The organism is Commensalibacter sp. M0268, assembly GCF_016101925.1.
Taxonomy (GTDB): Bacteria; Pseudomonadota; Alphaproteobacteria; order Acetobacterales; family Acetobacteraceae; genus Commensalibacter; species Commensalibacter melissae.
Genome location: NZ_JACFPQ010000005.1, coordinates 26134 through 49705 on the forward strand (window position 1 = coordinate 26134; position 23572 = coordinate 49705).

Genomic DNA, 23572 nt, shown 5'->3' on the forward strand with positions numbered 1-23572 from the left:
CTCTATTAGCCCTATTTAACTGGATAATCAACAAATTGCTTTATGCCAGTTTCATCATTTCATTGATATCATCTTCAACAAGATAAGAAGCTGTATCTGTCAGCTCAACCCGGATCAATTTTTTCCCAGTGCCAAATCTTGTTATCTCAATTGGCAATTGCGCCAATCCCATTGTCCAACGATCTGTTCTATCGGGCTCAATGCTATGCCAACCTGAAAGTTCCGAAATATCAGTCGGGAACATAATCAGGGTTCTATTAGAAATCACGCTAATTTTCGAAACCAAAACACCTAGTGTCCGTCTATCATCTATAAAGGGTCCAATAACATCTGAAGGTAAAGATGTTTTTGAATTCATGGCTACAACATAAGTACCATCAGGAATAAAAAAACTGTAAATATTATCCTTGAAATGAACAGGCTTAATCTTTTTCCCCTTATCAGTAATAAGGCATAAATCAGGATTACGGGTTATCGCTCTTTTTATGACAGGTTTATACCCCAGCTGAGTTGCCCTGCGATCCAAACGATTCCAAATCGGTTCAACCTTGCTTCTGGAAACAGTCAATGGTGCAGCTGCGTCATTTTCCCAGCTTTTATGACCTGCATGTTCATTAAACTCCAGACCGAAATTAACAATATCGTTATCAAATAGATACTTATCATCTGTATTTAAATAAGATTCAGTCATCAGATTTTCTGATAGCAAAATCGAGTGTTGTTCTGTTTCAACATGATAAATCTGGAATTTGTCCCGGAATTTATCAATAACAATCGAACGGCCATTAACCAACATACGGACAGGAATCAAACCACCATCAATATACACGGTATGTTCAGGGGTTAAATATAAATCACGATGCGGTTTATTCAGACCAAATGCGTGTGCTTTGATACAAACTGGATACAAATCGTTTTTATTTTTACCTTGATCCACGGAAATATCCGTTTTACCAATCCAAACAATTTTACGGTTTATCCTTCCATTATTACAAATAGCCACAACCTCATCACCAACGGAAAGAGATTCAACCGGTTTTTCACCTTTAGATGTAAGAATGTTTGTTCCCAATAGAAAGCATTTTGTTATATCAAAATAGGAATTACCATCAGAACCCCGAATAATATTTACATTAGGCAATGCCTGATTGCTGTCCCCTGCATCATAACGAAAAGAGGCAATAGTTTTGGATGTTTTTCCATCATTGTGAATAATGGATAAAATACCGTCCTTATAACATGTATAAAAAGTGTTAACATCCGATGACCCAGTATCATTTTCAAATAACAGATGATCATCAAGTTTAAAATTCTTGATCACCAAATGACCATCGACATCTTCAATGCTACCATGATATTCATAAACACCATTGGCTTCATTATTAAAATCAGCAATCAAATCATTTGAAGAACTTGACCTTGTTATTTGTTGACCATTAACGATAACACGGGCACCATTATGAATAATGATTGTCGGCATATCTGTACCAACATTGGTGGCATTGATTGAACGAATATTCAAAACTGCATCATTGTCCAATTCTATAACACCCGGATTTATACCGTCCATTGTTAGAGAACCAATATCAACTTCAGAATTTTGTGCGATTTTTATCCGACCATTACCGCTCAATATTACATTGGATAAAGAAACAACATTGGACTCTGCACTGTTATAGTTCAAATTAGCGACACCACCATTACTCATGTCCAGGTTATGAACAGTGACATACGTCCCATCCAGATTAATGGATGCATTCTTGTTCAACATCACTGTATCTAAGGTAAGATTGTTTGCCAAACCAGTAGAAAAGTTAACCGTACCCGTTAAATTCACGTCACCAAAATTACCGGTAGCACCATCCGCGACAGCAAATGTCTTGGCTAGACTTGATGAATTCGATAGATTCCATCCTTTCACATCATAGATATCATTCGAACCCAGGGTGAAGTCGTTCGTATTCAAATCAGCAGTAACCGTTCCGGCCGTAAAAGCAACATTATTATTTAGTATAAAATTATTACCGGTACCTGATAACATGACATTGCCACTACCTAAGTTAACCGATGCATTCGTTACAGCTGCAAATGATGTATTGCTACCCAGGTTTATACCAGCTCCCTTGATTGATCCTGAAACATTAAATTTGTTATTATCGCCAAGGGATATATTGCCAAACTCAAGATTATTCGCATTACCTGTATTGAAGGTGACATTTTCACCCAATAAATTTACATTACCAAAATTGCCGGTAGCTCCATTCCCGACAGTGAATGTTTTTGCAGGGCCTGACGTATTTGATAAATTCCAACCTCTTAGATCATAAAAATCATTCGATCCTAGGATAAAATTGTTCGTATTCAAATCAGCAGTGACTGTTCCAGCCGTAAAAGTAACATTATCATTTAATTTAAAACTATTATTTTTATCCGATAACGTGACATTACCACTACCAAAATTAACCGATGCATTTGTTGCAGCTGTAAACGATGTTTTGCTACCCAGATTTATACCAGCTCCCTTGATTGATCCTGAAACATTAAATTTGTTATTATCGCCAAGGAATATATTGCCAAACTCAAGATTATTCGCATTACCAGTATTAAAAACCGTTTTATCAACCGTGGTTGTATCACCTATATATCCTGTAGCTCCATCCCCTAATGCTACCGTTCGGGATACATTAACATCAAAATAGTGAACATCAAAATCAACATTTTTTCCTATCGTTAAAGAACCCCCGCGATAACCGATAATAATTCGGTCTGCAGAAATACCAGCATTATCTCCGATAGTGAATGTTTCACCATTACCTATTAGCTGGACAGCACTCGCGACAATCCTACCTTCATTGCCAACAGAAATAATGCTTTTACTACCATTCTGAAGCAGCGTTTTTGCAGCGGATAAAATCCCCCCATTTCCTATAGTCAACAGCTGGTTTATTCCATCTATATTTAAATTGCCGTCAGTAGTTTCCAATAAAGATTGGCTCCCCAACATCACTGAATTTGCATTACCATTCAGATTGATGTCACCACTTATTGTCATTGAGGTTAGATTGCCGGCAGAAATCAATGATCTTGATGTAGGATGATTGGTCTCTGAACCAATCCCTCTAAAATCACCAAGATACATCCCGTTTCCTTGAATGCCGACATTATCACCAATATTTAATCGATCAAAGCTGCCATCAATGGTAATATCTTGGGTTAAGCTGACTTGATAACCGTCCCCAATATGAATCGACGCACTTGAATTATTCCGGTATATATAACTGGATCCGTTTATGGGAACTTCCAGATTTTCAATGTAATATCGACCCATACGAATGTATCCAGCATTCAGAACACCTCCCTGCAAATCGACATATCCCTGGTTTTCATTAATAACAATACCAGAACCCAAACTGATATTTGCCCCTGAGCCAATGACAACGCTATTATTTGAACCGACCCTGAATTCAGCCAGGGCATTACCATCACTGTCTATAAAATTTGAATTGGAAGTATCTTTTAAATAATGTCCCAGAGAAATTATATTCGCTTTAAGCGCAAGTCCTGTTCCAAACTGTAAAAGTGAATTACTGGCATCTAATCTTATCACACCATCCTCCGCAAAGGATGGAGCATTGGCCATCGGATACAAATTCTCATAACCTAGAGAAATATTGGCATCTTTACCGATAGACATATAGGCAGTACGGTACTTGGAATCCTCATCAATAATTCTGTCCATACTATTTTGACCATAACCGACTGATATTTCAGCCCCTGTCAGGGTCAAACTATCCCCCACTGTAACGGATGCCCCTGCCTCAGCTGCAAATATGCCGGCATTTCTGTTAGTCAGATGAATAACATTATCATCACCAATTATCAGCTGCGCCGCCTTCCCCGAAGCGGACAGATCCATATAACCGGCACCCATACCACCAGCAATGATAAACCTGTTTCCAAAACCAGTGGACATATACCCACCTGAACCGACAAACACACCACTTCCTGTATGGGCCCAACCATTGGATCCAACACTTATCTCTGTATCACTTCCAATTGTCATGGAGGCCAACATATAAACCCCCAACGTGCCTCCGACATTAATCTTGTTATTATTGCCTACACGTGTCCAATTGGCTGGTTTATCGGGTCGAATATCACCAACAAGCCCCCAATTTCCATCAACATCCATTTTTACATGATTTTGGGTTGAAACAGCACCTGTTCTCTGGTTTTCCATACCTGAACCAATGGATTGACCTGCATAGGATTTATCCGCCGCTCCACCCAAAAATCCATTAACACTTAGATATGACCCTTCATCCAGGATCAGCGATGCGGAACCCGTTGCACTTTTTTCATTATAACCTAACTGTAAATTTCCCGTTCCAAAGGCATCATATCCTGAACTGTTTGTGTCTCCCACATAAAGTTTGTTGCCAGCCCTCACTTCCATGGTTGCCTTGTTGTCACCCGCACTAACCATAACGCCGGTTTTATTCCAGATAATCATGTGTCCTGGACCATTCTGGGCACTGATCAAATTATCAATCTGGCTTAGAAATTTTTGCCCCCAATCCTGTTCTTTTATAAGTTTTCTAACGATGGGATTAGTGATATCAACCCCATTCTTTTTTAATAGATCCCTAAGCGTGGCTCCAACAACAAGTTGCAATCCATCACCTATCAACAGGTCATTACCTTGACCCGGATCATTGATAACAATCCTGGAGGAATCAGGATCAAGTGCGTTTGCAAACAAATCCCAGCCTTGTCCAGCCGCCGCTGCAATCGTGCTCATCATGTCGGTAGGATCTGTCATGGAAAATGTCAAAGATGTAAAATTAAAGGCAAATGTATTATCATTAAACCCATTAGGATCAGGTTCATAACCCGATCCCCATTCAGGATGCGCCTGAGATGGATCATATTCAATAGAGTTGCTTGTAGCACCGGGAATTGGCTGAAGCATGGCAAACGTTGACGTATGATCAAAACTTGAGGAAGAAATTAAGGAAGAAGTTACTGAAGAATCGTCAGACTCGGGAACTGAATCTTCACCACTTCTCAATGTGGCTGCATCTTGTACACGTGTAGGCTGCATTAATTTCATCCTTAATTAAAGTCAATGGTATTTTTAAATATTGTTCAATTGATTAAATATGATTTAGTTAAATATATCTGGCATTATTCTCTTAAAATAACTTCCGCAAATTGAGGGATAGTCAAAGCTTTCCCCCCAATATTGACCAATTCAAAATATTCATTCCATTCACTTTCTTGAAAATGCCCAACTATATATGAAGTTAACTCATTAATTGGTACAGACCAGGTTACATAATATTCCGCATCCACTGCACGAGGAACTTTTCCTTCTATTTGACCAATAGCGATTAACTGGACCCGATTTTCACCTGCCAAGGTTGATAGACTTGAAATCATGCGTTGCAAAACTTGTTCTTTGATTGCCTTTGTAAGCTTTATCCATTTTTCCCTACCGGTAAAAACTTGGGTAAATACATAGGCCATAATATTTCCTTTTAATTCGCCATTTTTATATAAAATCAGTTTCCTAATCTTTATATAAAAAATTTTTTAAATAAGATAAAAAATATGTAATTGATTCAATAAATAAAATTTATCTTTAATAATATCAATAAAAATACAAAGAATAAATCATTAATTTAATACGATTTATTTATTATTGATATAATTTAACGAATATTTATAAAATCTATTCTTTGATTTAATAATCATTTATTCGAAATATAAAATATAATAATAATTAAGAGCGTAATTATTATAAATCATTACGATTTATTAATTACGCTCTTGATAACAATTGAAATAATAAAAAATAATTATTTGTAGAAATAAAATAATATTATTTAATTCTACAACCTCTATCGATCACATGATTATACCGATGCCAAACATGTGTTTCACCAAATAGACTGATCCCCATAAAACCCCGGATTTTTAATTGATCATGATCGTCTATCCAGATTTTGGCATCATAAATTTTTTCATTTCGGGGATCTATAATTTTTCCTACCCAATATTTACTTTTTTCCTTATGCATAAAATTACGCAACATTAAAAAATTACACTGGGAAGTTCCTTTAGAACTCACGGGAGCAACAGGTCCTTTATATTGCATCCCTACAAATTTGCCACAAAGACCCTCACCACATTTATATATCTGAAAAACACCGTCTTCTGCCTTGGTTGTCCATAATCCAATTTCTGGCATGGATCTAGTTTCATTCAGATTCTGCGCGTAATTTACATAAAAGGGACAACATAAGAACATTCCGCCTATTACAGCACCTAAAATCTTGGTTATAACTTTATTTTTATTTAACACTTGCTTAATCATCTCCATTTATTAATAAATAAATCAATATTTATTGATTTATTTCAATAATGCATCAAGCTTCCCGGTCTCTTCCATCCTTAACAAATCATCACATCCACCCACTGACTGACCATTTATAAAAATTTGCGGAACAGTAGTCTTACCCCCCGAACGTTTTATTGCCTCTTCTCGTTCTGCCGTACCTTTAGGAGCATTAATCTGATTGAATTTCACGCCTTTTGAATTTAAGAGCGTCAGAGCTTTTTGACAAAAAGGACATCCTGGTTGTGTATATATTTCAACTTTTGCCATAGTTTTTCTCCCAAAAACATTTAATTACAAATAATATATCTTATTTATGATAATCTATAATTTATAAACTATAAATGAATAATTTTATTTTCAGAAATAACTTACTTTTGCAATAACAACCACAAATATGCGTTTTACACCCGCTTCCAGTAATATTCTGCTACAGGCCATCAGGGTACTGCCCGTGGTCATAACATCATCCACCAATATAATTGTCTTACCCTGAAGAATTTTTGAATAGGCTGGATTAACCTGAAATGCATTTTCCAGTAAATCTTGTCGTTCCTGTTTATTCAAATGTCCCAAGGACTGTGTATCCCTAATTCTTTTCAAGGCCAATAATAAAAGGGGAATATTTGATCTTTTGGCCAATTTTTTTCCCAGCAGGGCCGATTGATTGTATTTTCTATGTCGCAAACGTTTCTTGTATAACGGAACAGGAATTATATATGCAGCATTATCAAAAAAGGGATTGGCAATATTCCAAATAGAACCTGCTAAAAAGTTCAAGCCATTCAACCGATCTGCATATTTTAAGGGTAAAATCAACTTTTTAATCCCTTCGTTATATACAAAAGCTGCCCGCCCCTTCTCCCATAAACATGGCTCTTGCTGACAACTCAAACAAAGATGATCCTCTCCCGCCTCTGAATCAGAAAGAAAAGGCGTTCCACATTGTTCACAACAGGGCTCCACAATAAATTCAAGCTGTTTGAAACAGTCAGAGCATAAATATCCAGATCGTTGAATATGAACACCGCATAAAATACAGCGTGGCGGAAATAAAAAATCAATTATATCAAGATAAGCTTTCGATAGCATTTTCTTAATATCATCATTCTCTAGTTCCCCATTACATGTAAAACCAGTTCTCGAATATGTGGCCTTTTTCTATGTTCAAACAAATAAACGGCCTGCCATGGCCCTAAACTTAATTTCCGCTCAATGACAGGAATAGACAAGGAGGTTTCGGTCAACATCGTTTTTAAATGGGCGGGCATATCGTCACTCCCCTCATCAGCATGCTGATAGGAGCGATTTTCTGGAACGAGATCATTAAAATAATTTAGAATATCACTTCTTACCGAAATATCCGTATTTTCCTGAACGGTTAAAGAAGCTGAAGTATGTTTACACCATATCGTTAACAGGCCAGTATTGATAGCTGATCGCAAAATCCAACTGGACAGGTCAGCCGTAATCATGGTTAATCCCTGACCTTGCGTTTTAACACTCAATTTACCAACCTGCTGTTTCATTCTTTATTTTAAAAACCCCACGATATATTCTGCTTCAGACACAATAGGATCAGCAATTGCTGATGCCTTCTCGGCACCCTGTTTCAAAATTGTCTGTAGATGTTGTTTATCTGCCAACAATTTCTTTGTTTCCTCTCTGATTGGTGCAATTTTTTGAATTAAAAGATCCGACAATGCGGATTTAAACGGACTAAATCCTTTTCCGCCAAAATCCTGGAGGACCTGTTCAATCGATTGCTTGGCTAAAACCGAATAAATTGACACTAAATTTAACGCCTCTAAACGATGTGACAACCCTTCCTGTTCAGACGGTAAGGGTTCAGAATCACTTTTTGCCCGTTTAATTTTATTCGTAATTGCATCATCCTCATCCAGTAATTCAATCCTCCCCTGTTCGGAAGGATCCGATTTGGACATTTTTTTACTACCATCCCTTAAATTCATTACACGGGCGCTTGTTTTTGGAATAAATCCCTCGACAACAGGAAAGAAACCAGTTTTGTAGTCATGATTGAATTTCTGGGCAATATCATTTGTTAATTCCAGATGTTGACGCTGATCCTCACCAACAGGTACACACGTTGCCCTATATGCCAAAATATCAGCGGCCATTAAATTAGGGTAAACATACAATCCTACAGAATTGGCCTCCCTGTTTTTGCCCGCCTTATCTTTAAACTGTGTCATCCGGTTCATCCAGCCAATTCGCGCAACACAATTGAAAATCCACGCTAAACGCGCATGAGCGGATACAGCTGATTGATTAAATAAGATATGCTTGTTGGGATCAATACCAGCAGCCAATAAAACAGCTGTCTGTTCCAAAGTCTGTTTTCGTAGGGATACGGGTTCCTGCCAAACCGTCAAGGCATGCATATCAACCAGGCAATAGATACATTCATTATCCTGTTGAATATCAACCCAGTACTGAATGGCCCCCAGATAATTTCCCAAATGCGGGATACCAGTTGGTTGAATTCCTGAAAATACGCGCTTACCTGACGGCTTGACACTCATAAATCACCTTGATCCTTTATTTATTAGTTATCCGGTTGGTTTTTGGTTACCCCAACAAGATGAATCTTAAAAATTAATGGGCTATTTGAAGGAATAATCCCCATAGATTTTTCTCCATACCCTAATTTAGGCGGAACATAAAGCTGCCAAACATCGCCAGGATGCATTTTAGGCAGGGCTTCCATCCAGCCAGGTATTAATCCCTCGACAGGCATTTGCATTAAACCACCACCATGCCGATCTGATGAATCAAATATGACACCGTCTGGCAAACGACCTTCATATTCCGCCAAAATTAGATCTCCTGGAGCAGGAGAGGCTTCCTTAGGGTTTCCAGACTGAATAATACGGTAAGCCAATCCACTGGGTAATGTTTTCACTCCCGGTTCAGCCTCAACCTTTTGCATAAACTGTTCGGGGGTTAATTGCTCCTTTTTACTACCGGCGCAAGCAACCAAGGGAATTGCCAAAACCGCAGGAACTATCCAAGAAAGCATCTTTTTCATTTTCAACTCCTGATAATTCAAATTTTACAAGGCACCGCCACGTCGACCTGCCTGTGCTCCCAAACGTAGTCGTAACGCATTTAATTTAATAAAGCCCTGTGCATCCATTTGATTATATGCACCTTCATCATCTTCAAATGTTACAACACGCATATCATAGAGACTATTCGGACTTTCACGTCCCATCAAGATAATATTACCTTTATACAGCTTCAATTTTACACGACCGGTAACAGAATGCTGACTTTCATCAATCAGGGCCTGCAGCATTCGGCGCTCTGGTGAGAACCAGAAACCATTATAAATTAATTCCGCATAACGAGGCATGATACTATCCTTTAAATGCCCGGCCTCACGATCAAGAGTGATCGATTCCATGTTTCTATGGGCAAATAATAAGATCGTTCCACCCGGTGTTTCATAAATTCCACGGGATTTCATGCCAACAAAACGATTTTCAACCAGATCAAGACGCCCGATACCATTGGCCTTACCCAACTCGTTCAAACGGGCCAGTATAGTTGCCGGGGACATTACAATTCCATTAATCGCTACAGGATCACCAGCTTTGAAATCAATACTGATTTCAGTCGCCTTATCTGGAGCATCTTCCGGTGAAATTGTTCGCTGAAAAACAGCTTCATCAGGAGGAAGGGAAGGATCTTCCAAAATTTTCCCTTCCGAAGATGAATGTAAAAGATTGGCATCAACCGAAAAGGGAGCTTCCCCACGTTTGTCATGAGTAACCGGAATCTGATTTTCTACAGCAAACTGCAATAAACGGGTACGAGAAGTGAGATCCCATTCACGCCAAGGGGAAATAACAGTGACATCGGGTTTTAATGCATAATAGGCCAGCTCAAATCGAACCTGGTCATTCCCTTTACCCGTTGCCCCATGCGCAACGGCATCAGCCCCCACCTGTTCGGCAATTTCAATTTGTCTTTTAGAAATAAGTGGACGCGCGATTGAGGTTCCCAATAGATATTGTCCTTCGTAAAGCGTGTTGGCACGAAACATTGGAAAGACATAATCCCTTACGAATTCTTCACGCAAATCCTCGACAAAAATTTCTTTTACACCAAACATTTCCGCTTTTTTACGGGCTGGACCCAATTCTTCCCCTTGTCCCAAATCAGCCGTAAAGGTTACAACCTCACATTCATATGTTTTTTGTAACCACCGTAAAATAACAGAAGTATCCAACCCTCCCGAATAGGCCAGAACAACTTTTTTTACATTCCTATGTGCCATACCGCTTACTTTTCATATCAAAATTCTACAATTACGATCGGTTATATCATCAATATAAAACTTTTTAAATCATCATTCTTTGCAAGAACCCTAAAATTAAAATTTTAAAAAAATATATTATGAATAAAAATATATATTTAATAACTATTTGATTTATATAGCTTAAATTATTACAACTATTGTTCAATAATAAATAGATCAATAAATTTAAAATTATGCAGAACTTTTTCTTATTCTAAAAAATTAACAACTGATTTTTTTCATATAATCTAAAAAATAAATTCCTAAATAAAAATTTTATATTATTCGTAAATTAAAACTGATTCTATTTATTCCGCAACACTTCTTCCAAAGACATTTTGAATTGACCAGGTTTTAAAGGTTGAGGTTGTGACGCGTCGGGAGACCAACCTGTTAAAATAGCAAAATTTATATCAACTTTAATAGGTTTAAAAGTTTCCAAACGTGCAGAAAATTCGGCAAATAAAGATTTTTTTGCAAAATAAGCCTGATGCATTTGCAAGGAATTTGTTTCCCCTGCCCAACGCAGATCGCGAAATAAAGCCAATGAAGAGCGATAAACAATTTCAATCGCCTCCTTATCAATGGTGGGTAAGGCAAAACCAGCCCGTTGCATCAAACTTGCACATGATCTTAAATCAGGTAATGGAGAAATATGCGGCAAAACAGCACCACAATATTCCATTTCAACTTCAGCCATTACGGTTCGTAATAAAGAAAGAGTCGGAAGTATAGGAATTGTCGCCAGGAAAAGACCATCAGGCTTCAATATTCTTCGAATTTGTAATAAAGTACCAGGCAAATCATTAACCCAATGCAAGTTAAAATTCGCAATAACCAGATCAAAGCATCCGGATTTAAAAGGCAAGAATTCTTCATCCATACAGATTTTTGAATTTACATTCATTGAAACCAGACCTGCCGACAAATCAGCCGATATCACCTTTATTTTTCTATTTTTTAAATAGGAAGAAACATACCCTCGCCCTCCAATTTCTAAGGCAAATTCAAAAGAACGATTTATATCGTCAAGTCGTTCCAGTAACCGATCCGTACATTGTTGAAAGATATCCTGTATTTCAAAATGATATAAAACAGATCTATCTCGATGCAATTTCAGAAGAGAACGGTTAAATAATAATGGAACATTCATGGCATATATCATTTGATAGATAACAAAAAGGATACAATCGCTAGACTGTATCCTTTTTATAAAAAAATAGAAACCAGTTAAAATTCTAATCTCAATTTATTCTTCTGGAAATTCCACACCAGAAGCCTTTAACTGGGCTTTTAAAGCATTTTTCAACCGCTCCAATCCCTCACCAGATGTACTCTCCGCTCGTGCCACTAAAGCAGCTTGAGTGTTGGAAGCCCTTAAAAGCCACCATCCATCTTCTGTATTCACCCTTACACCATCAATCGTCACGACATTGGCCTTCTCTTCCTTTAACCGTTCAGCCACTTCACGGACAACGGTGAATTTACGCTCATCGGAACAATCAAAACGAATTTCAGGAGTAGAAATTGCTTTGGGTAAAGACTCTGTTACTTCTGATAAAGGACCCTTTAACCGGGCGACAATATCAAGCGTTCTGACTGCAACGTATAATGCGTCGTCAAACCCGTACCATTTATCTGCAAAGAAAATATGACCAGACATTTCCCCACCGAGAACAGCCTTTGATTCAGCCATTTTGGCCTTGATCAAGGAATGTCCAGTACACCACATCAAAGGATTTCCACCCGCTTTTTGAATTTCATCAAAAAGAATTTTGCTTGCTTTAACATCGGCAACAATTGTTGCCCCTTGATTACTTGCAAGAATATCACGACTAAAAATAACCATAAGCTGATCACCCCAAAGGATATTACCTTTGTCATCAATCACGCCAATACGATCGGCATCACCATCAAACGCAATACCAATATCAGCCTTGCGATTGGCCACCTCTTTCTGAAGCTGAACAAGGTTTTTGGGAACAGTAGGGTCTGGACTATGAGCGGGAAAATCGCCGTCTATCGTTCCATTCAAAACAATATGTTCGCCAGGCAACTTCTGAACCAAACGGGTTAGAATATCACCAGCAGCCCCATTACTGTTATCCCAGACAACACGTAATTTCCGTTCAGTTCCCCCAAAATCTTCCAAAAGCCGATTAATATAATCTTCTGAAACATCAACCTTGCGAACCGTACCATTACCCTCTGGAACCACATCACCAGCCGCAACCTGTGCCCCTAAATCCTGAATCTGCTTACCAAAAAACGGTTTGCCACCCAGCATGAATTTCATCCCATTATATTCTTTGGGATTATGACTGGCCGTAACCATAACAGCACCATCAGCCTGCATAACTGTTGAAGCAAAATAGAGCATTGGGGTCGGACCACGACCGATACGGACAACTTCCAAACCGCTTTTCTTTAATCCATTTACCAGAGCGGCCTCTAAATCAGGCGAACTAACCCGACCATCATAACCAACAACAACTTTTTTTCCATTTTTCCTTGCGACCAAACTGCCAAAGGACCGTCCGATCGCATAGGCATCCTCGACAAAAAAAGTCTGTTCATAAATGCCGCGAATATCATATTCTCGCAGGATTGTCGAATTAATTACACGTTGATGTTCCATTATTTAACCTCTTCATGGGCATATTTCTGTATTATCTTACGCATGGCCGGAGCTAGATCGGGACGTTTCAAAGCAAAGGCAACCTGAGCTTCTAGAAATCCAGATTTGCTTCCACAATCATACCGAACCCCATTATATCTCAACCCATGAAAAGGCATTTGTCCAATCAATTTTTCCATAGAATCTGTCAATTGAACTTCATTTCCTGCACCTTTTTCCATTTTAGAAAGATATTTCATAATTTCAGGTGACAAAATATAACGTCCAATAATTGAAAGATTAGAGGGAGCCTGTTCGGGCTCCGGCTTTTCTACAACCCCGGAAATCGTGACCAGTTTTCCATCATCCTTTTCAATATCCACAATACCGTAACTGGATGTCTTTTCACGAGGAACCTCGGTAACAGCGACAACGTTTCCGCCATATTCATTATAAACTTCAACCATTTGCGCCAAACATCCTGGCGTCGCCATAATCAAATCATCCGGTAATAAAATGGCAAATGGATCATCGCCAACAAATGTACGAGCACACCATATTGCATGCCCCAACCCTAATGGGGACTGCTGACGCAAAGCGGTTAAAGAACCTGCCTCGATACTAGATGGATAGAGAGCCTCTAGAGACTCTTTTTTACCTCTTTGTCGCAGTGTATCCTCAAGTTCATAAGCAACATCAAAATAATCAATTAGAGAATCTTTTCCTCGACCTGTAATCAGACAAAACTGTTCAATTCCTGCCGCACGCGCCTCATCCAGTGCATATTGAATCAATGGACGATCAACAACAGGCAACATTTCTTTTGGCATGGATTTGGTTGCGGGCAAGAAACGGGTTCCTAAGCCAGCGACAGGTAATACAGCTTTTTTTAAAGGTTTAATCACAGAACTCTACCTTGAAATTTAATAATAAAAAACAAATATGTTAATGTCTAATTTAGAACAAAACAAATATTATTTCACAATTTGATAAGAATATGTAAAAATTATGATAAAGAGGCCACATTCAATAATTAAACGCGGAATTCCCTTTTAATTAAATACCTATATGTAAATCCTAATCAAATTATGTCTAATAATTTACGGGCAATAATGATACCATAATAAAACTAAATTTTAACAGAAAAATTTGTTTTTTCAAACTTCCCAGAAATGATTGCTATTACAAATACATCGAATTAAATTTATCTAATTGATAATTTTTAAATATAATGTGAATCAAAAAAAACCAAAGATGAATAAAATACACATCTTTGGAAGATATACTTAATTAAAAAACCATTACTATTTAAATAACTTAAATATACTTTCTTTTTACAGCTAATCTATCGTGAAAACAATATATGGAATAAAATCCTGGATATATTTTGCCAATTTTTTGATCATATGAAGAAAATCATATTTTATAAAAATTTATATTAGTTCATGATGTATAATTTTATTACACAATTTATCAGCTTCCACTTGATCAATTTATTTTATTTTATTTCATTTTATTAATATTAATGTATACTTTCCTAAATTTGTCATTATTATTCATAATGTTAAAAAAGGGTTTATAACAAGGTCACTTTATAAATGCCAGAATTAATCAAAAAAACGATTTTCCTAAGTCATATTACAGAAGAAAAAGAACTTACAAGTATATTTCAACAATTAATCGAAGACAGTTTTTTTGGACAAGTCCATGTTTTCACGTCCAGTTTCTCCATAAAACCGGGTCAAAGATGGTTTGATGAAATTGAAGAAAATTTAAAAAATAGTGCCATCATGATTGTATTTTGCAGTCCCAAAAGTATTCAACGTCCCTGGATCAGTTTTGAGTGTGGGGCAGGATGGCAAAAAAATATCAATGTTATTCCACTTTGTCACTCTGGATTAACCGTTGACACCTTACCGAGCCCATTAAATTTGCTTGAGGGCGGCAACATTTCAGATAAGAATAAGATAACAGATATATTTGAGATCATTAAAAATGAAATCGGCTTTAACCGTTTACCTATCATAGACTTCGATTCATTATTTAAAAAAATAAAAGAATTTGAAAATAAATATCTTCCAGCAAATAATAAAAATACGATAGATCTACCTCAACGAAGCCCGTTGTCTTCTATAATTTCAAAAATATTATTGGAAATCAAAAAAATAAATCCCGGTTTTTTTGAAAGACTCAAAACAATGTATAAAGATCCAAAAATGGGATTAACGCTTCCCCCGGTTCCTTTAATTTATTATAGCTACAAATCTTTAAAATGCCACTTGTACGAATTACGCAAACACGACAATAACTTTCATTTCAATTATAATGTACCATCTCATTCAAGCACATTTAACCCTTACGGAAATCTAATTTTAACTGTTTCCCCTGAAGTTAAACAATTAATTGTAGAATTATAATTTTTATATTTTATCCAAAATTTTAATGCGTGTTTTACAAGCAATCGCGAATATGCAATTTTTAATGAAAAAATAAAGAGTGAAAAAATGGATTTCTCACTCTTTTATACACAGTAAATTCAGTAATCTTGAACAAGATTACAATATTTTCCTAATATTGCAATCAAATTTATTGTTTTTTTCTTAATGATTGGCGAATGGCAATAGCTGTCAGATTCACGATACCTCGTGCCGTTGTATTTTCCGTAAGAACATGAAGCGGCTTTGTTGTGCCAAGCGTTATAGGACCAATCTGCAGTCCATTTCCAACCACACGACTCAAGGAAAATCCAATATTTGCCGCATCAAGACTGGGCATAATTAACAAATTGGCATTTCCTCTCAAGGGTGAATCATCAATTAATCTCGAACGCAAGGTTTCACTTAACGCAGCATCACCCTGCATTTCCCCGTCAATTTCCAATGAAGGATTCTTTTCACGTATTATGGCCAGGGCTTTTTTCATTTTTAATGCTGATTCAGATTTTCCCGTTCCAAAAGAAGAATAAGATAATAAAGCGGCTCTTGGTACCATACCAAACATAGATACCATTTCAGAAGCCAATAAAGTTAATTCAGCAATTTCCTCAGCCGTAGGGTCCAGATGTAAATAAGTATCCCCCATAAAAAGCGCTACATTTGACTGAATCATAGCAGAAATAGTATGGAATTCCTTTACTCCATCCTGTTTGGGGATAATATTTTTCAATGTCTTAAAATGACGATACCATTCACCAAATCCACCAACAAGTGCTGCATCAACATGACCCTCCCTTAAAAGCATCGCTGCTAGAATTGATTTTCTTCTATAGAGCTGTTCATACGCCAAAGACGGAGGAACACCCGTTCTTTCAACCAATCTCTGATAAGGTTTTTCCAGTGTTTGCAAAAATGCGTTATCCTTTTGGGGGTCATAAACTGTTAAATCCTTACCAATTTTTAAGCTTAACCCCAATTGAGTAATTTTTTCATGAATCCTTTTCTGATCTCCAATAACATAAGGTAAAACCATCTGTTCATTAACCATAGTTTGAATAGCACGTAAAACCCTATCATTTTCGCCTTCAGAAAAGACAACCTTTTGCAGTCCTTTATGTTGATGAACAGCTGCAAATACAGGTTGCATAACCTGACTGGTTCTGAACACAAATTGCATCAGATGCTCCAGATATCCATTAAAATCATCAATCGGACGTAAGGCAACCCCTGTTTGCATGGCCGCTTTTGCAACCGCTGGCGCAATTTCCAAAATTAATCGCGGATCAAAAGGTTTTGGCAAAATATATTCAGGACCAAAGGCAGGTGCCTGACCGCCATAAGCGGCCACGACAACCTCATTGGCTTCTTGTGTCGCCAGATTTGCTAATGCATAAGCGGCGGCTTTTTTCATCTCCTCGTTTATTTCGGTTGCCCCAACATCTAGGGCTCCGCGAAATATAAAAGGAAAACATAAAACATTATTAACCTGATTTGGATGATCAGAACGACCTGTTGCCATAATCGCATCTGATCGAATACTGCCAACCTCTTCTGGAGTGATTTCAGGTTCCGGATTTGCCAATGCCAGAATCAAAGGATTGGATGCCATTTTTGCCACCCATTCTTTTTTCAGAACTCCAGCCACAGAAACACCAAGAAAAATATCTGCACCCGCTATAACATCCTCCAAACGGCGAGCCTGCGTGTCTTTAGCATAACGTGCCATATTTTCTGGCATATTTGGATCGCGGCCTTGCCACACCACTCCATCAATATCCGTTAAAATGACATTTTCAGGTTTTAATCCCAGAGTTACCAATAAATTTACACATGCAATAGCTGCCGCCCCGGCCCCAGAAGTGACCAATTTAACGTCTTCAATTTTCTTATTCTGAATTCGCAAGGCATTAATGGTAGCCGCACTTACGACAATCGCCGTTCCATGTTGATCATCATGAAAAACCGGAATATTCATTCTGGATTTTAGATTCTGTTCAATAATAAAACATTCAGGCGCCTTGATATCCTCCAAATTAATTCCGCCAAAAGTTGGTTCAAGCGCCGCGACAACATTGCAGAAATGTTCCGGATCATTGGCATCAACTTCGATATCAAAAACATCAATACCAGCAAATTTCTGGAATAAAACCGCCTTGCCCTCCATAACGGGTTTTCCCGCCAAGGGCCCGATGTTTCCCAACCCCAAAACAGCCGTACCATTGGAAATAACCCCAACCAGGTTACTTTTGGCCGTGTATTTGCTAGCCAAACTAGGATCCCTTTTAATTTCCAAACATGGTGCCGCCACCCCTGGGGAATAGGCTAAGGACAAATCAGTTTGAGTCGCCATTCTTTTTGTTGGTGTTATTGTTAATTTCCCTGGTGTTGGATATTCATGATAATCCAACGCATCTTGCTTAAATTTATGATCCATAATTTCCTCTTCATTGCAATCATGACATTTTTACAAATAAATCTTTGTAAAATTGGTAAAATTATATATCAAAGGCAAATGAAAAGAAAATAGGTTCTATATTCAAGTCGCAACAAGAATGTGGTGCGACCGAGAAGACTCGAACTTCCACGGGGTATTTCCCCACAAGCACCTCAAGCTTGCGCGTCTACCATTCCGCCACGGTCGCACGGGATTGATTTTCATAATTCAATCCAATATGCTTTCTCTATAACCGATGAAAGAGTTTCTAGCAATGGCTATCACACCAATATTTTTGCAAAAAAGCAAAAAAGTTGTTCCCTATCCCACAGCAATTCAATGGATGAAAAATTACGTTCAAAAAATATTTGATGGGAAAGCGGCAGAATGCCTATGGTTTTTGGAACATCCTCCGCTTTACACTGCGGGAACATCGGCAAAAGAGAGCGATTTGTTCAATCCACAGAATTTTCCTGTTTTTCATACTAATCGGGGTGGACAATGGACTTACCATGGTCCAGGAATGCGAATCATCTATGTAATGATGGATTTACGTAAACCCCATCCCACTTTTCCCGATCATGATATTCGCGCATTCATTCACAAACTTGAAGACTGGATCATTCTCACCCTTCAACAATTCAATATCGCAGCAGAAAAAAAAGAAGGGCGTGTCGGATTATGGGTTACCGATCCTGTTACAAAAAAAGAGAAAAAAATTGCCGCAATTGGAATTAAGCTATCCCATTGGATCAGCTGGCATGGAATTGCGTTGAATATTAATCCCAAACTGGAAAATTATTCCGGAATAGTCCCCTGTGGATTGAAGGAATATGGAATTACGAGCATGCATGAACTAGGAATTAATACTTCATTTGATACGATAGACCAAGTCCTCTGTCAAGCCTGGCAGCAAGTGTTTGTCTATTCTTTAAAATTGCGGTCACCACCTTCTGACCTTATGGTTGATCAGGATAGTTAAAATAATTATTTTTAACACTTAAACCCATATGAACATTTGAAATATTCATGATCGTTTGCCGTTTACGCACATCTATAGCTTGCATCTGATCAAGGGTTAACTGACCATTTACATCTTGAAACCGTAGAGTTAACAAACCTTGGGATGGATTATCCCCGCTTGCCAATGAAATTTGCAAAGCCTGTGTTCCCTTTTGTATTGCCGTTACAAGAATGGGTGATGATAAATGAACAGGGCTATTTAACATTAATCCCAAAGGGTTTCTTGCCAATCCAATATGTGTAACAGAATGATCGTCAAAATTTTTTGCCACCATTTTTTTACCCTTTGCAACAACAATCATTGTGGAAGGGGTTTCATAATTTAAACGTAATTTTCCAGGTATATATACGATACGTCCTTCAGATTGATTACCATTTGACCAAATTTGCGTGAATTGTCCCTCAAATCCCCTTGGATCGTTCAGGGCACTTTCAACCCTTGAAATTGAAACGAGCTCGCAAGTAGGTCTTGCTTTCTGATTAGCCTGACATGCCATTAATATAAACGGAAAAAGCAATATTATTTTTTTGCATATCCCATTCATGATTTTATCTATTCTCATCGCCTTATCTCTTTATATCAAGATGATTAATTCTATATCATAATTATAAAATATCTTTAATATGCCCTTTGAATTATAACCGTTTTTTGGAATATAATTCATTTTTCCCCAATTCTTGTGATATTCTTCCAAGAACAATGTTCCTTACTTTTCTATTCTATTTCTTATGAAATCAAAATACTTATGATGTTTAAAAAGAAATGGGCAACAATGTTTGATCCCAACAATGCAAAAACAACACCGCACCGTTATTGTGACATGCCAGGATGCAGAGAACCAGCAGAATATCGGGCGCCAAAATCTCGTCACCAGTTACATGACTATTATTGGTTCTGTTTTAGCCATATTCGGGAATATAACAAAAACTGGGATTATTTCAGGGGAATGAATACTGCGCAAATAGAGGAACACATGCGTTCCGCCGCTGTATGGGATAAACCTTCATGGAAGCTTGGTAGATTAGGAAAAAAAAATCTTTTAAATGAGCAATCATTCCATGATCCGCTACGGCTTTTTCAAAAAACAAGAACAAAAACACATCATGATACCGGACAGAAACCCAATATCCCCCAAGAATTACAAAAAGCTTTGCAATTACTGGAAATTAGCTGGCCACTTTCGTTGGCCAGTTTAAAAAAAAGATATACCAAGCTTGCCCGTAAATATCATCCTGATACAAATGGTGGTGACGCGGATTTGGAAGAAAAATTTAAAAAGATTAATGCAGCTTATTCCCTACTCCGAACATATTTGACAAATATGATTGAAGCAAAATAAAAAATCATTTAGATCATTAAAATAACTCTTCTACACAGGATAATTTCTATGTCCAGATCAACTTCAAACCTAACTAATCCCGATAAAACCGATTTACCTGACATTTCTATGTTATCAAAACCAGATAAATTGTTTAACGTAAGAAAAACATTTGATATTGATCTTGATATGGAGGTCAAGGGATTTTCAAAAAAAACCTCACTGGTTCCCGATCTGGATCCAAACTATTTTTTTGATCTAGATACCACTCATGCCATTCTTGCAGGATTTCAATATAATCGACGGGTCATGATACAGGGATTTCATGGTACGGGAAAATCCTCCCATATCGAACAAATCGCTGCCCGCCTGAACTGGCCATGTATTCGCATCAATCTCGATAGCCATATTTCCCGTATTGACTTGATTGGAAAGGATGCCATCATCCTAAAGGACGGAAAACAAGTTACACAATTTCAAGAGGGTTTACTTCCATGGGCTTTAGAGCATCCATGTGCACTTATTTTTGATGAATATGATGCTGGCCGTCCTGATGTTATGTTTGTCATTCAACGTGTGCTTGAAACAGAAGGCAAACTGACCTTGCTGGATCAAAATCGAGTTATCCGCCCTGATCCATCCTTTCGTCTTTTTGCAACCGCAAACACCATTGGATTGGGAGATACGACCGGGCTGTATCATGGCACTCAACAAATCAATCAGGGTCAAATGGATCGCTGGAATATTGTTGCCGCACTGAATTATTTACCCCCTCCACAGGAAATTAAAATAATCATGGCAAAAATGAATGTACAGCCTCAGGACGCAGAAACAAAAAAACAGATTGAATCAATGGTAGCATTGGCCAATTTAACCCGAATTGGATTTGCCGAAGGGGAACTGTCTACTGTAATGTCTCCTCGCACTGTCATCAGCTGGGCTGAAAACTATACAATCTTTCATGATCTTGCATTGTCTTTCCGCCTAACCTTCCTAAATAAATGTGACCTGTCAGAACACGGAATTGTAGCAGAATATTACCAACGCTGTTTTAATGTTGACCTTTTAACAACCGATCCTAAAACGGTTTAAACAATATTGAATTATCCGATTTAACAAGAGGATTATAATGCCTAAAAATCAGAAGAACAGACAGACTGATTTACTCAATTTTCAAACCGCTTATAATCCTGAACGTTTCAAACAAGCCCTGATTGGTACCATACATACTTTAAGTGGTTATACGGCAACCAATATCAATTTCTGTTCAAGCACGGTCAACAATCGTCAATATCAATCCAAAAACAATAAGGAAAACGTCTATCTTCCACAACCACCAGAAATACAAGATGCAAAAATCCTGCAATTCATTAGGGGACAAGCTGATGCACTGGCCCTATATCTAAAATATCATGATAATGATCTTCCTTCACCACCAGACTTAACATCAGGGGACGCACAAAATAGTTTCAATGCCCTGGAACAAGTCCGTGTGGAGGCATTAGGAAGCAAGAAGATGGCAGGGGTTGCCGCCAATCTGCAGGCAGTTATGGAACATAACAGTCATATAGAAGGGCATGCAAGGATGAACAAGGCGGAACAATTATCTCCTGCAAAAGCCCTTTCTTTACTTGTTTATGAAACATTGACTGGAAAAACAGTACCAAAAGCATCTCGTAAAATTCTGCAATTATGGCGCAATCAATTAACACCCCAGGGTGAAAAAGCTCTCAAGGCCATGAAAGAGGCTTTGACTGACCAAGATCATTATGCACAAGCTACCAAACAATTGCTTCAAGCCTATCGTTTACTAGAAGGAGAAGAGGAAAAATCCGATAATGGCAAGGAAGAATCCTCTCAAGATACCGCGGATCAAAACAAAGATACCAATCCAGAATATCCTGAAGAAAAACCAGAACAGCAAGAAAGCGAACTTGAACAACAATTTTCACAAATTCCCCTGAATATGGAGGATCAAGAAAAACCAGATTCAGTCATGGGAAGTAATAAATCTGAAAAAGCTGGTGGCCCCTCACAACAACCTCCGGATACTTTAGCTGATGTTGAAGATACATCCTATCACATTTACACAAAATTATTTGATGAGGTAGTTACCGCTGAACAGATTTGCGACGTAAACGAGCTAGACTTCCTAAGAAACCAGCTTGATCAACAATTACAGGAAATACAAAATATCATATCCAAGCTGGCCAATCGTTTACAACGCAAATTGATGTCGCAACAAATCAGAAGCTGGAATTTTGATCAGGAGGAAGGACTTCTCGATGCCAGCAAATTAACAAGAATAATCACCAACCCAACCAATTCTCTGAGCTTTAAACAAGAAAAATCAACCGGTTTTAAGGACACGATTGTAACACTGTTAATCGATAATTCTGGATCCATGCGAGGACGCCCTATTTCCATTGCGGCAATGTGTGGAGATATTCTGGCCAGAACTCTTGAACGTTGTTCCGTTAAGGTAGAAATCCTCGGTTTTACAACCCAGACCTGGAAAGGTGGACGCAGTCGTGAAAAATGGCTGGCTGACAAACGTCCCCAGAATCCAGGACGGTTAAATGATTTACGCCATATTATTTATAAAGCTGCCGACCAGCCATGGCGACGAGCCAAACGTAATTTAGGCCTTATGCTCAAGGATGGCTTGTTAAAAGAGAATATTGATGGAGAGGCACTTTTTTGGGCGTGGCAAAGACTTAAAACCCGTGTAGAAAAACGTAAAATTTTAATGGTTATTTCTGATGGAGCACCAGTTGATGATAGCACTTTATCGACGAATGGATCAGAATATCTTGAAAATCATCTTAAACGCATGATTCGCAAAATCGAAAATCGTGCTGAAATCGAGCTTGTAGCCATTGGAATTGGGCATGATGTAACACGTTACTACAAACATGCCGTGACAATCACCAAGGCAGAAGAATTGGGGGGAACAATGATTCATGAACTCACCAAACTATTTGATGAAAAAGACAAAATTCAATCTAAATAATTTT

The 23572-nt window shown here is 37.9% G+C and carries 19 protein-coding genes and 1 tRNA gene; 5 read left to right on the top strand and 15 right to left on the bottom strand.

Annotation, left to right across the window (positions count from 1 at the left end):
• Positions 1-40: 40 nt before the first annotated feature.
• The 12 genes from H3R28_RS08170 to galU all read right to left on the bottom strand — a co-directional run bounded on the left by H3R28_RS08170 (position 41) and on the right by galU (position 14249).
• Positions 41-5104, bottom strand: a complete 5064-nt coding sequence (locus tag H3R28_RS08170; RefSeq protein WP_198210626.1) for a Hint domain-containing protein — start codon at positions 5102-5104, stop codon at positions 41-43.
• Between the two features lie 83 nt (positions 5105-5187).
• The gene (locus H3R28_RS08175) at positions 5188-5529 is read right to left on the bottom strand and encodes a DUF6616 family protein (protein ID WP_198210627.1); all 342 of its coding nucleotides are present in this window, start codon (positions 5527-5529) and stop codon (positions 5188-5190) included.
• 355 nt (positions 5530-5884) lie between these two features.
• The gene (locus tag H3R28_RS08180; protein ID WP_198198209.1) at positions 5885-6367 is read right to left on the bottom strand and encodes a DUF2147 domain-containing protein; all 483 of its coding nucleotides are present in this window, start codon (positions 6365-6367) and stop codon (positions 5885-5887) included.
• A gap of 48 nt (positions 6368-6415) precedes the next feature.
• Positions 6416-6670 carry a glutaredoxin 3 gene (grxC, locus tag H3R28_RS08185; protein ID WP_155564878.1) on the bottom strand — a complete coding sequence of 85 codons (255 nt, stop codon included), beginning with the start codon at positions 6668-6670 and terminating at the stop codon, positions 6416-6418.
• 90 nt (positions 6671-6760) lie between these two features.
• The gene (locus H3R28_RS08190) at positions 6761-7492 is read right to left on the bottom strand and encodes a ComF family protein (protein WP_155579960.1); all 732 of its coding nucleotides are present in this window, start codon (positions 7490-7492) and stop codon (positions 6761-6763) included.
• 20 nt (positions 7493-7512) lie between these two features.
• Entirely contained in the window at positions 7513-7929 is a 417-nt protein-coding gene (locus tag H3R28_RS08195) for a secondary thiamine-phosphate synthase enzyme YjbQ (RefSeq protein ID WP_155568773.1), read from the bottom strand.
• Between the two features lie 3 nt (positions 7930-7932).
• Positions 7933-8946: a tryptophan--tRNA ligase gene (trpS, locus tag H3R28_RS08200; protein ID WP_155568772.1), complete on the bottom strand. Its 1014-nt coding sequence runs from the start codon at positions 8944-8946 to the stop codon at positions 7933-7935.
• A 23-nt stretch (positions 8947-8969) separates the two neighbouring features.
• Positions 8970-9452: an FKBP-type peptidyl-prolyl cis-trans isomerase gene (locus tag H3R28_RS08205; RefSeq protein WP_110439519.1), complete on the bottom strand. Its 483-nt coding sequence runs from the start codon at positions 9450-9452 to the stop codon at positions 8970-8972.
• A 24-nt stretch (positions 9453-9476) separates the two neighbouring features.
• Positions 9477-10706: an argininosuccinate synthase gene (locus H3R28_RS08210; protein ID WP_198210629.1), complete on the bottom strand. Its 1230-nt coding sequence runs from the start codon at positions 10704-10706 to the stop codon at positions 9477-9479.
• A 325-nt stretch (positions 10707-11031) separates the two neighbouring features.
• On the bottom strand, positions 11032-11880 hold the full coding sequence (locus tag H3R28_RS08215; protein WP_198210630.1) for a methyltransferase domain-containing protein: 849 nt from the start codon (positions 11878-11880) through the stop codon (positions 11032-11034).
• 96 nt (positions 11881-11976) lie between these two features.
• Complete coding sequence (pgmG, locus tag H3R28_RS08220; RefSeq protein ID WP_198210631.1) at positions 11977-13365, bottom strand: phosphoglucomutase/phosphomannomutase PgmG; 1389 nt, start codon at positions 13363-13365, stop codon at positions 11977-11979.
• Positions 13365-14249 (bottom strand): UTP--glucose-1-phosphate uridylyltransferase GalU, encoded by an 885-nt coding sequence (galU, locus tag H3R28_RS08225; protein ID WP_110439516.1) that lies wholly within the window; start codon positions 14247-14249, stop codon positions 13365-13367. Before galU ends, pgmG begins: the two co-directional genes overlap by 1 nt.
• A gap of 693 nt (positions 14250-14942) precedes the next feature.
• On the opposite strand from galU, the gene H3R28_RS08230 reads away from it, so the two are divergent.
• Positions 14943-15761 (top strand): toll/interleukin-1 receptor domain-containing protein, encoded by an 819-nt coding sequence (locus H3R28_RS08230; RefSeq protein ID WP_198210632.1) that lies wholly within the window; start codon positions 14943-14945, stop codon positions 15759-15761.
• A 169-nt stretch (positions 15762-15930) separates the two neighbouring features.
• Here the strand turns inward: H3R28_RS08230 and H3R28_RS08235 are convergent, their stop codons facing one another.
• Together H3R28_RS08235 and H3R28_RS08240 are read right to left on the bottom strand one after the other, a co-directional pair.
• On the bottom strand, positions 15931-18213 hold the full coding sequence (locus tag H3R28_RS08235) for an NADP-dependent malic enzyme (RefSeq protein ID WP_198210633.1): 2283 nt from the start codon (positions 18211-18213) through the stop codon (positions 15931-15933).
• 121 nt (positions 18214-18334) lie between these two features.
• Positions 18335-18421: transfer RNA gene (locus H3R28_RS08240), tRNA-Leu, on the bottom strand.
• A 66-nt stretch (positions 18422-18487) separates the two neighbouring features.
• Here H3R28_RS08240 and lipB point away from each other — a divergent pair.
• Positions 18488-19195, top strand: a complete 708-nt coding sequence (gene lipB / locus H3R28_RS08245; protein ID WP_110439513.1) for a lipoyl(octanoyl) transferase LipB — start codon at positions 18488-18490, stop codon at positions 19193-19195.
• On the opposite strand, the gene H3R28_RS08250 is transcribed toward lipB, so the two are convergent.
• A complete protein-coding gene (locus H3R28_RS08250) occupies positions 19173-19799 on the bottom strand; it encodes an outer membrane lipoprotein carrier protein LolA (protein WP_155564869.1) in 627 nt (208 codons plus the stop codon). The genes lipB and H3R28_RS08250 overlap by 23 nt on opposite strands.
• A gap of 183 nt (positions 19800-19982) precedes the next feature.
• Between H3R28_RS08250 and H3R28_RS08255 the strand changes: the two genes are divergently transcribed.
• From H3R28_RS08255 to H3R28_RS08265, 3 genes are read left to right on the top strand one after another with little or no spacing between them, the layout of a single operon-like run.
• Positions 19983-20576 carry a J domain-containing protein gene (locus H3R28_RS08255; RefSeq protein WP_110439511.1) on the top strand — a complete coding sequence of 198 codons (594 nt, stop codon included), beginning with the start codon at positions 19983-19985 and terminating at the stop codon, positions 20574-20576.
• A gap of 48 nt (positions 20577-20624) precedes the next feature.
• Complete coding sequence (locus H3R28_RS08260) at positions 20625-21647, top strand: AAA family ATPase (RefSeq protein ID WP_122122887.1); 1023 nt, start codon at positions 20625-20627, stop codon at positions 21645-21647.
• Positions 21648-21684: 37 nt separating this feature from the next.
• Positions 21685-23568 (top strand): cobaltochelatase CobT-related protein, encoded by a 1884-nt coding sequence (locus H3R28_RS08265; RefSeq protein ID WP_198210634.1) that lies wholly within the window; start codon positions 21685-21687, stop codon positions 23566-23568.
• Positions 23569-23572: the final 4 nt, after the last annotated feature.

Bases quoted from the DNA above. Each gene is read 5' to 3' on its own strand.
- H3R28_RS08170 (WP_198210626.1), bottom strand. From the start codon at position 5,104: ATGCAGCCTACACGTGTACAAGATGCAGCCACATTGAGAAGTGGTGAA.
- H3R28_RS08175 (WP_198210627.1), bottom strand. From the start codon at position 5,529: ATGGCCTATGTATTTACCCAAGTTTTTACCGGTAGGGAAAAATGGATA.
- grxC (WP_155564878.1), bottom strand. From the start codon at position 6,670: ATGGCAAAAGTTGAAATATATACACAACCAGGATGTCCTTTTTGTCAA.
- H3R28_RS08190 (WP_155579960.1), bottom strand. From the start codon at position 7,492: ATGCTATCGAAAGCTTATCTTGATATAATTGATTTTTTATTTCCGCCA.
- H3R28_RS08195 (WP_155568773.1), bottom strand. From the start codon at position 7,929: ATGAAACAGCAGGTTGGTAAATTGAGTGTTAAAACGCAAGGTCAGGGA.
- trpS (WP_155568772.1), bottom strand. From the start codon at position 8,946: ATGAGTGTCAAGCCGTCAGGTAAGCGCGTATTTTCAGGAATTCAACCA.
- H3R28_RS08205 (WP_110439519.1), bottom strand. From the start codon at position 9,452: ATGAAAAAGATGCTTTCTTGGATAGTTCCTGCGGTTTTGGCAATTCCC.
- H3R28_RS08210 (WP_198210629.1), bottom strand. From the start codon at position 10,706: ATGGCACATAGGAATGTAAAAAAAGTTGTTCTGGCCTATTCGGGAGGG.
- H3R28_RS08215 (WP_198210630.1), bottom strand. From the start codon at position 11,880: ATGAATGTTCCATTATTATTTAACCGTTCTCTTCTGAAATTGCATCGA.
- pgmG (WP_198210631.1), bottom strand. From the start codon at position 13,365: ATGGAACATCAACGTGTAATTAATTCGACAATCCTGCGAGAATATGAT.
- H3R28_RS08230 (WP_198210632.1), top strand. From the start codon at position 14,943: ATGCCAGAATTAATCAAAAAAACGATTTTCCTAAGTCATATTACAGAA.
- H3R28_RS08235 (WP_198210633.1), bottom strand. From the start codon at position 18,213: ATGGATCATAAATTTAAGCAAGATGCGTTGGATTATCATGAATATCCA.
- lipB (WP_110439513.1), top strand. From the start codon at position 18,488: ATGGCTATCACACCAATATTTTTGCAAAAAAGCAAAAAAGTTGTTCCC.
- H3R28_RS08250 (WP_155564869.1), bottom strand. From the start codon at position 19,799: ATGAGAATAGATAAAATCATGAATGGGATATGCAAAAAAATAATATTG.
- H3R28_RS08255 (WP_110439511.1), top strand. From the start codon at position 19,983: ATGATGTTTAAAAAGAAATGGGCAACAATGTTTGATCCCAACAATGCA.
- H3R28_RS08260 (WP_122122887.1), top strand. From the start codon at position 20,625: ATGTCCAGATCAACTTCAAACCTAACTAATCCCGATAAAACCGATTTA.
- H3R28_RS08265 (WP_198210634.1), top strand. From the start codon at position 21,685: ATGCCTAAAAATCAGAAGAACAGACAGACTGATTTACTCAATTTTCAA.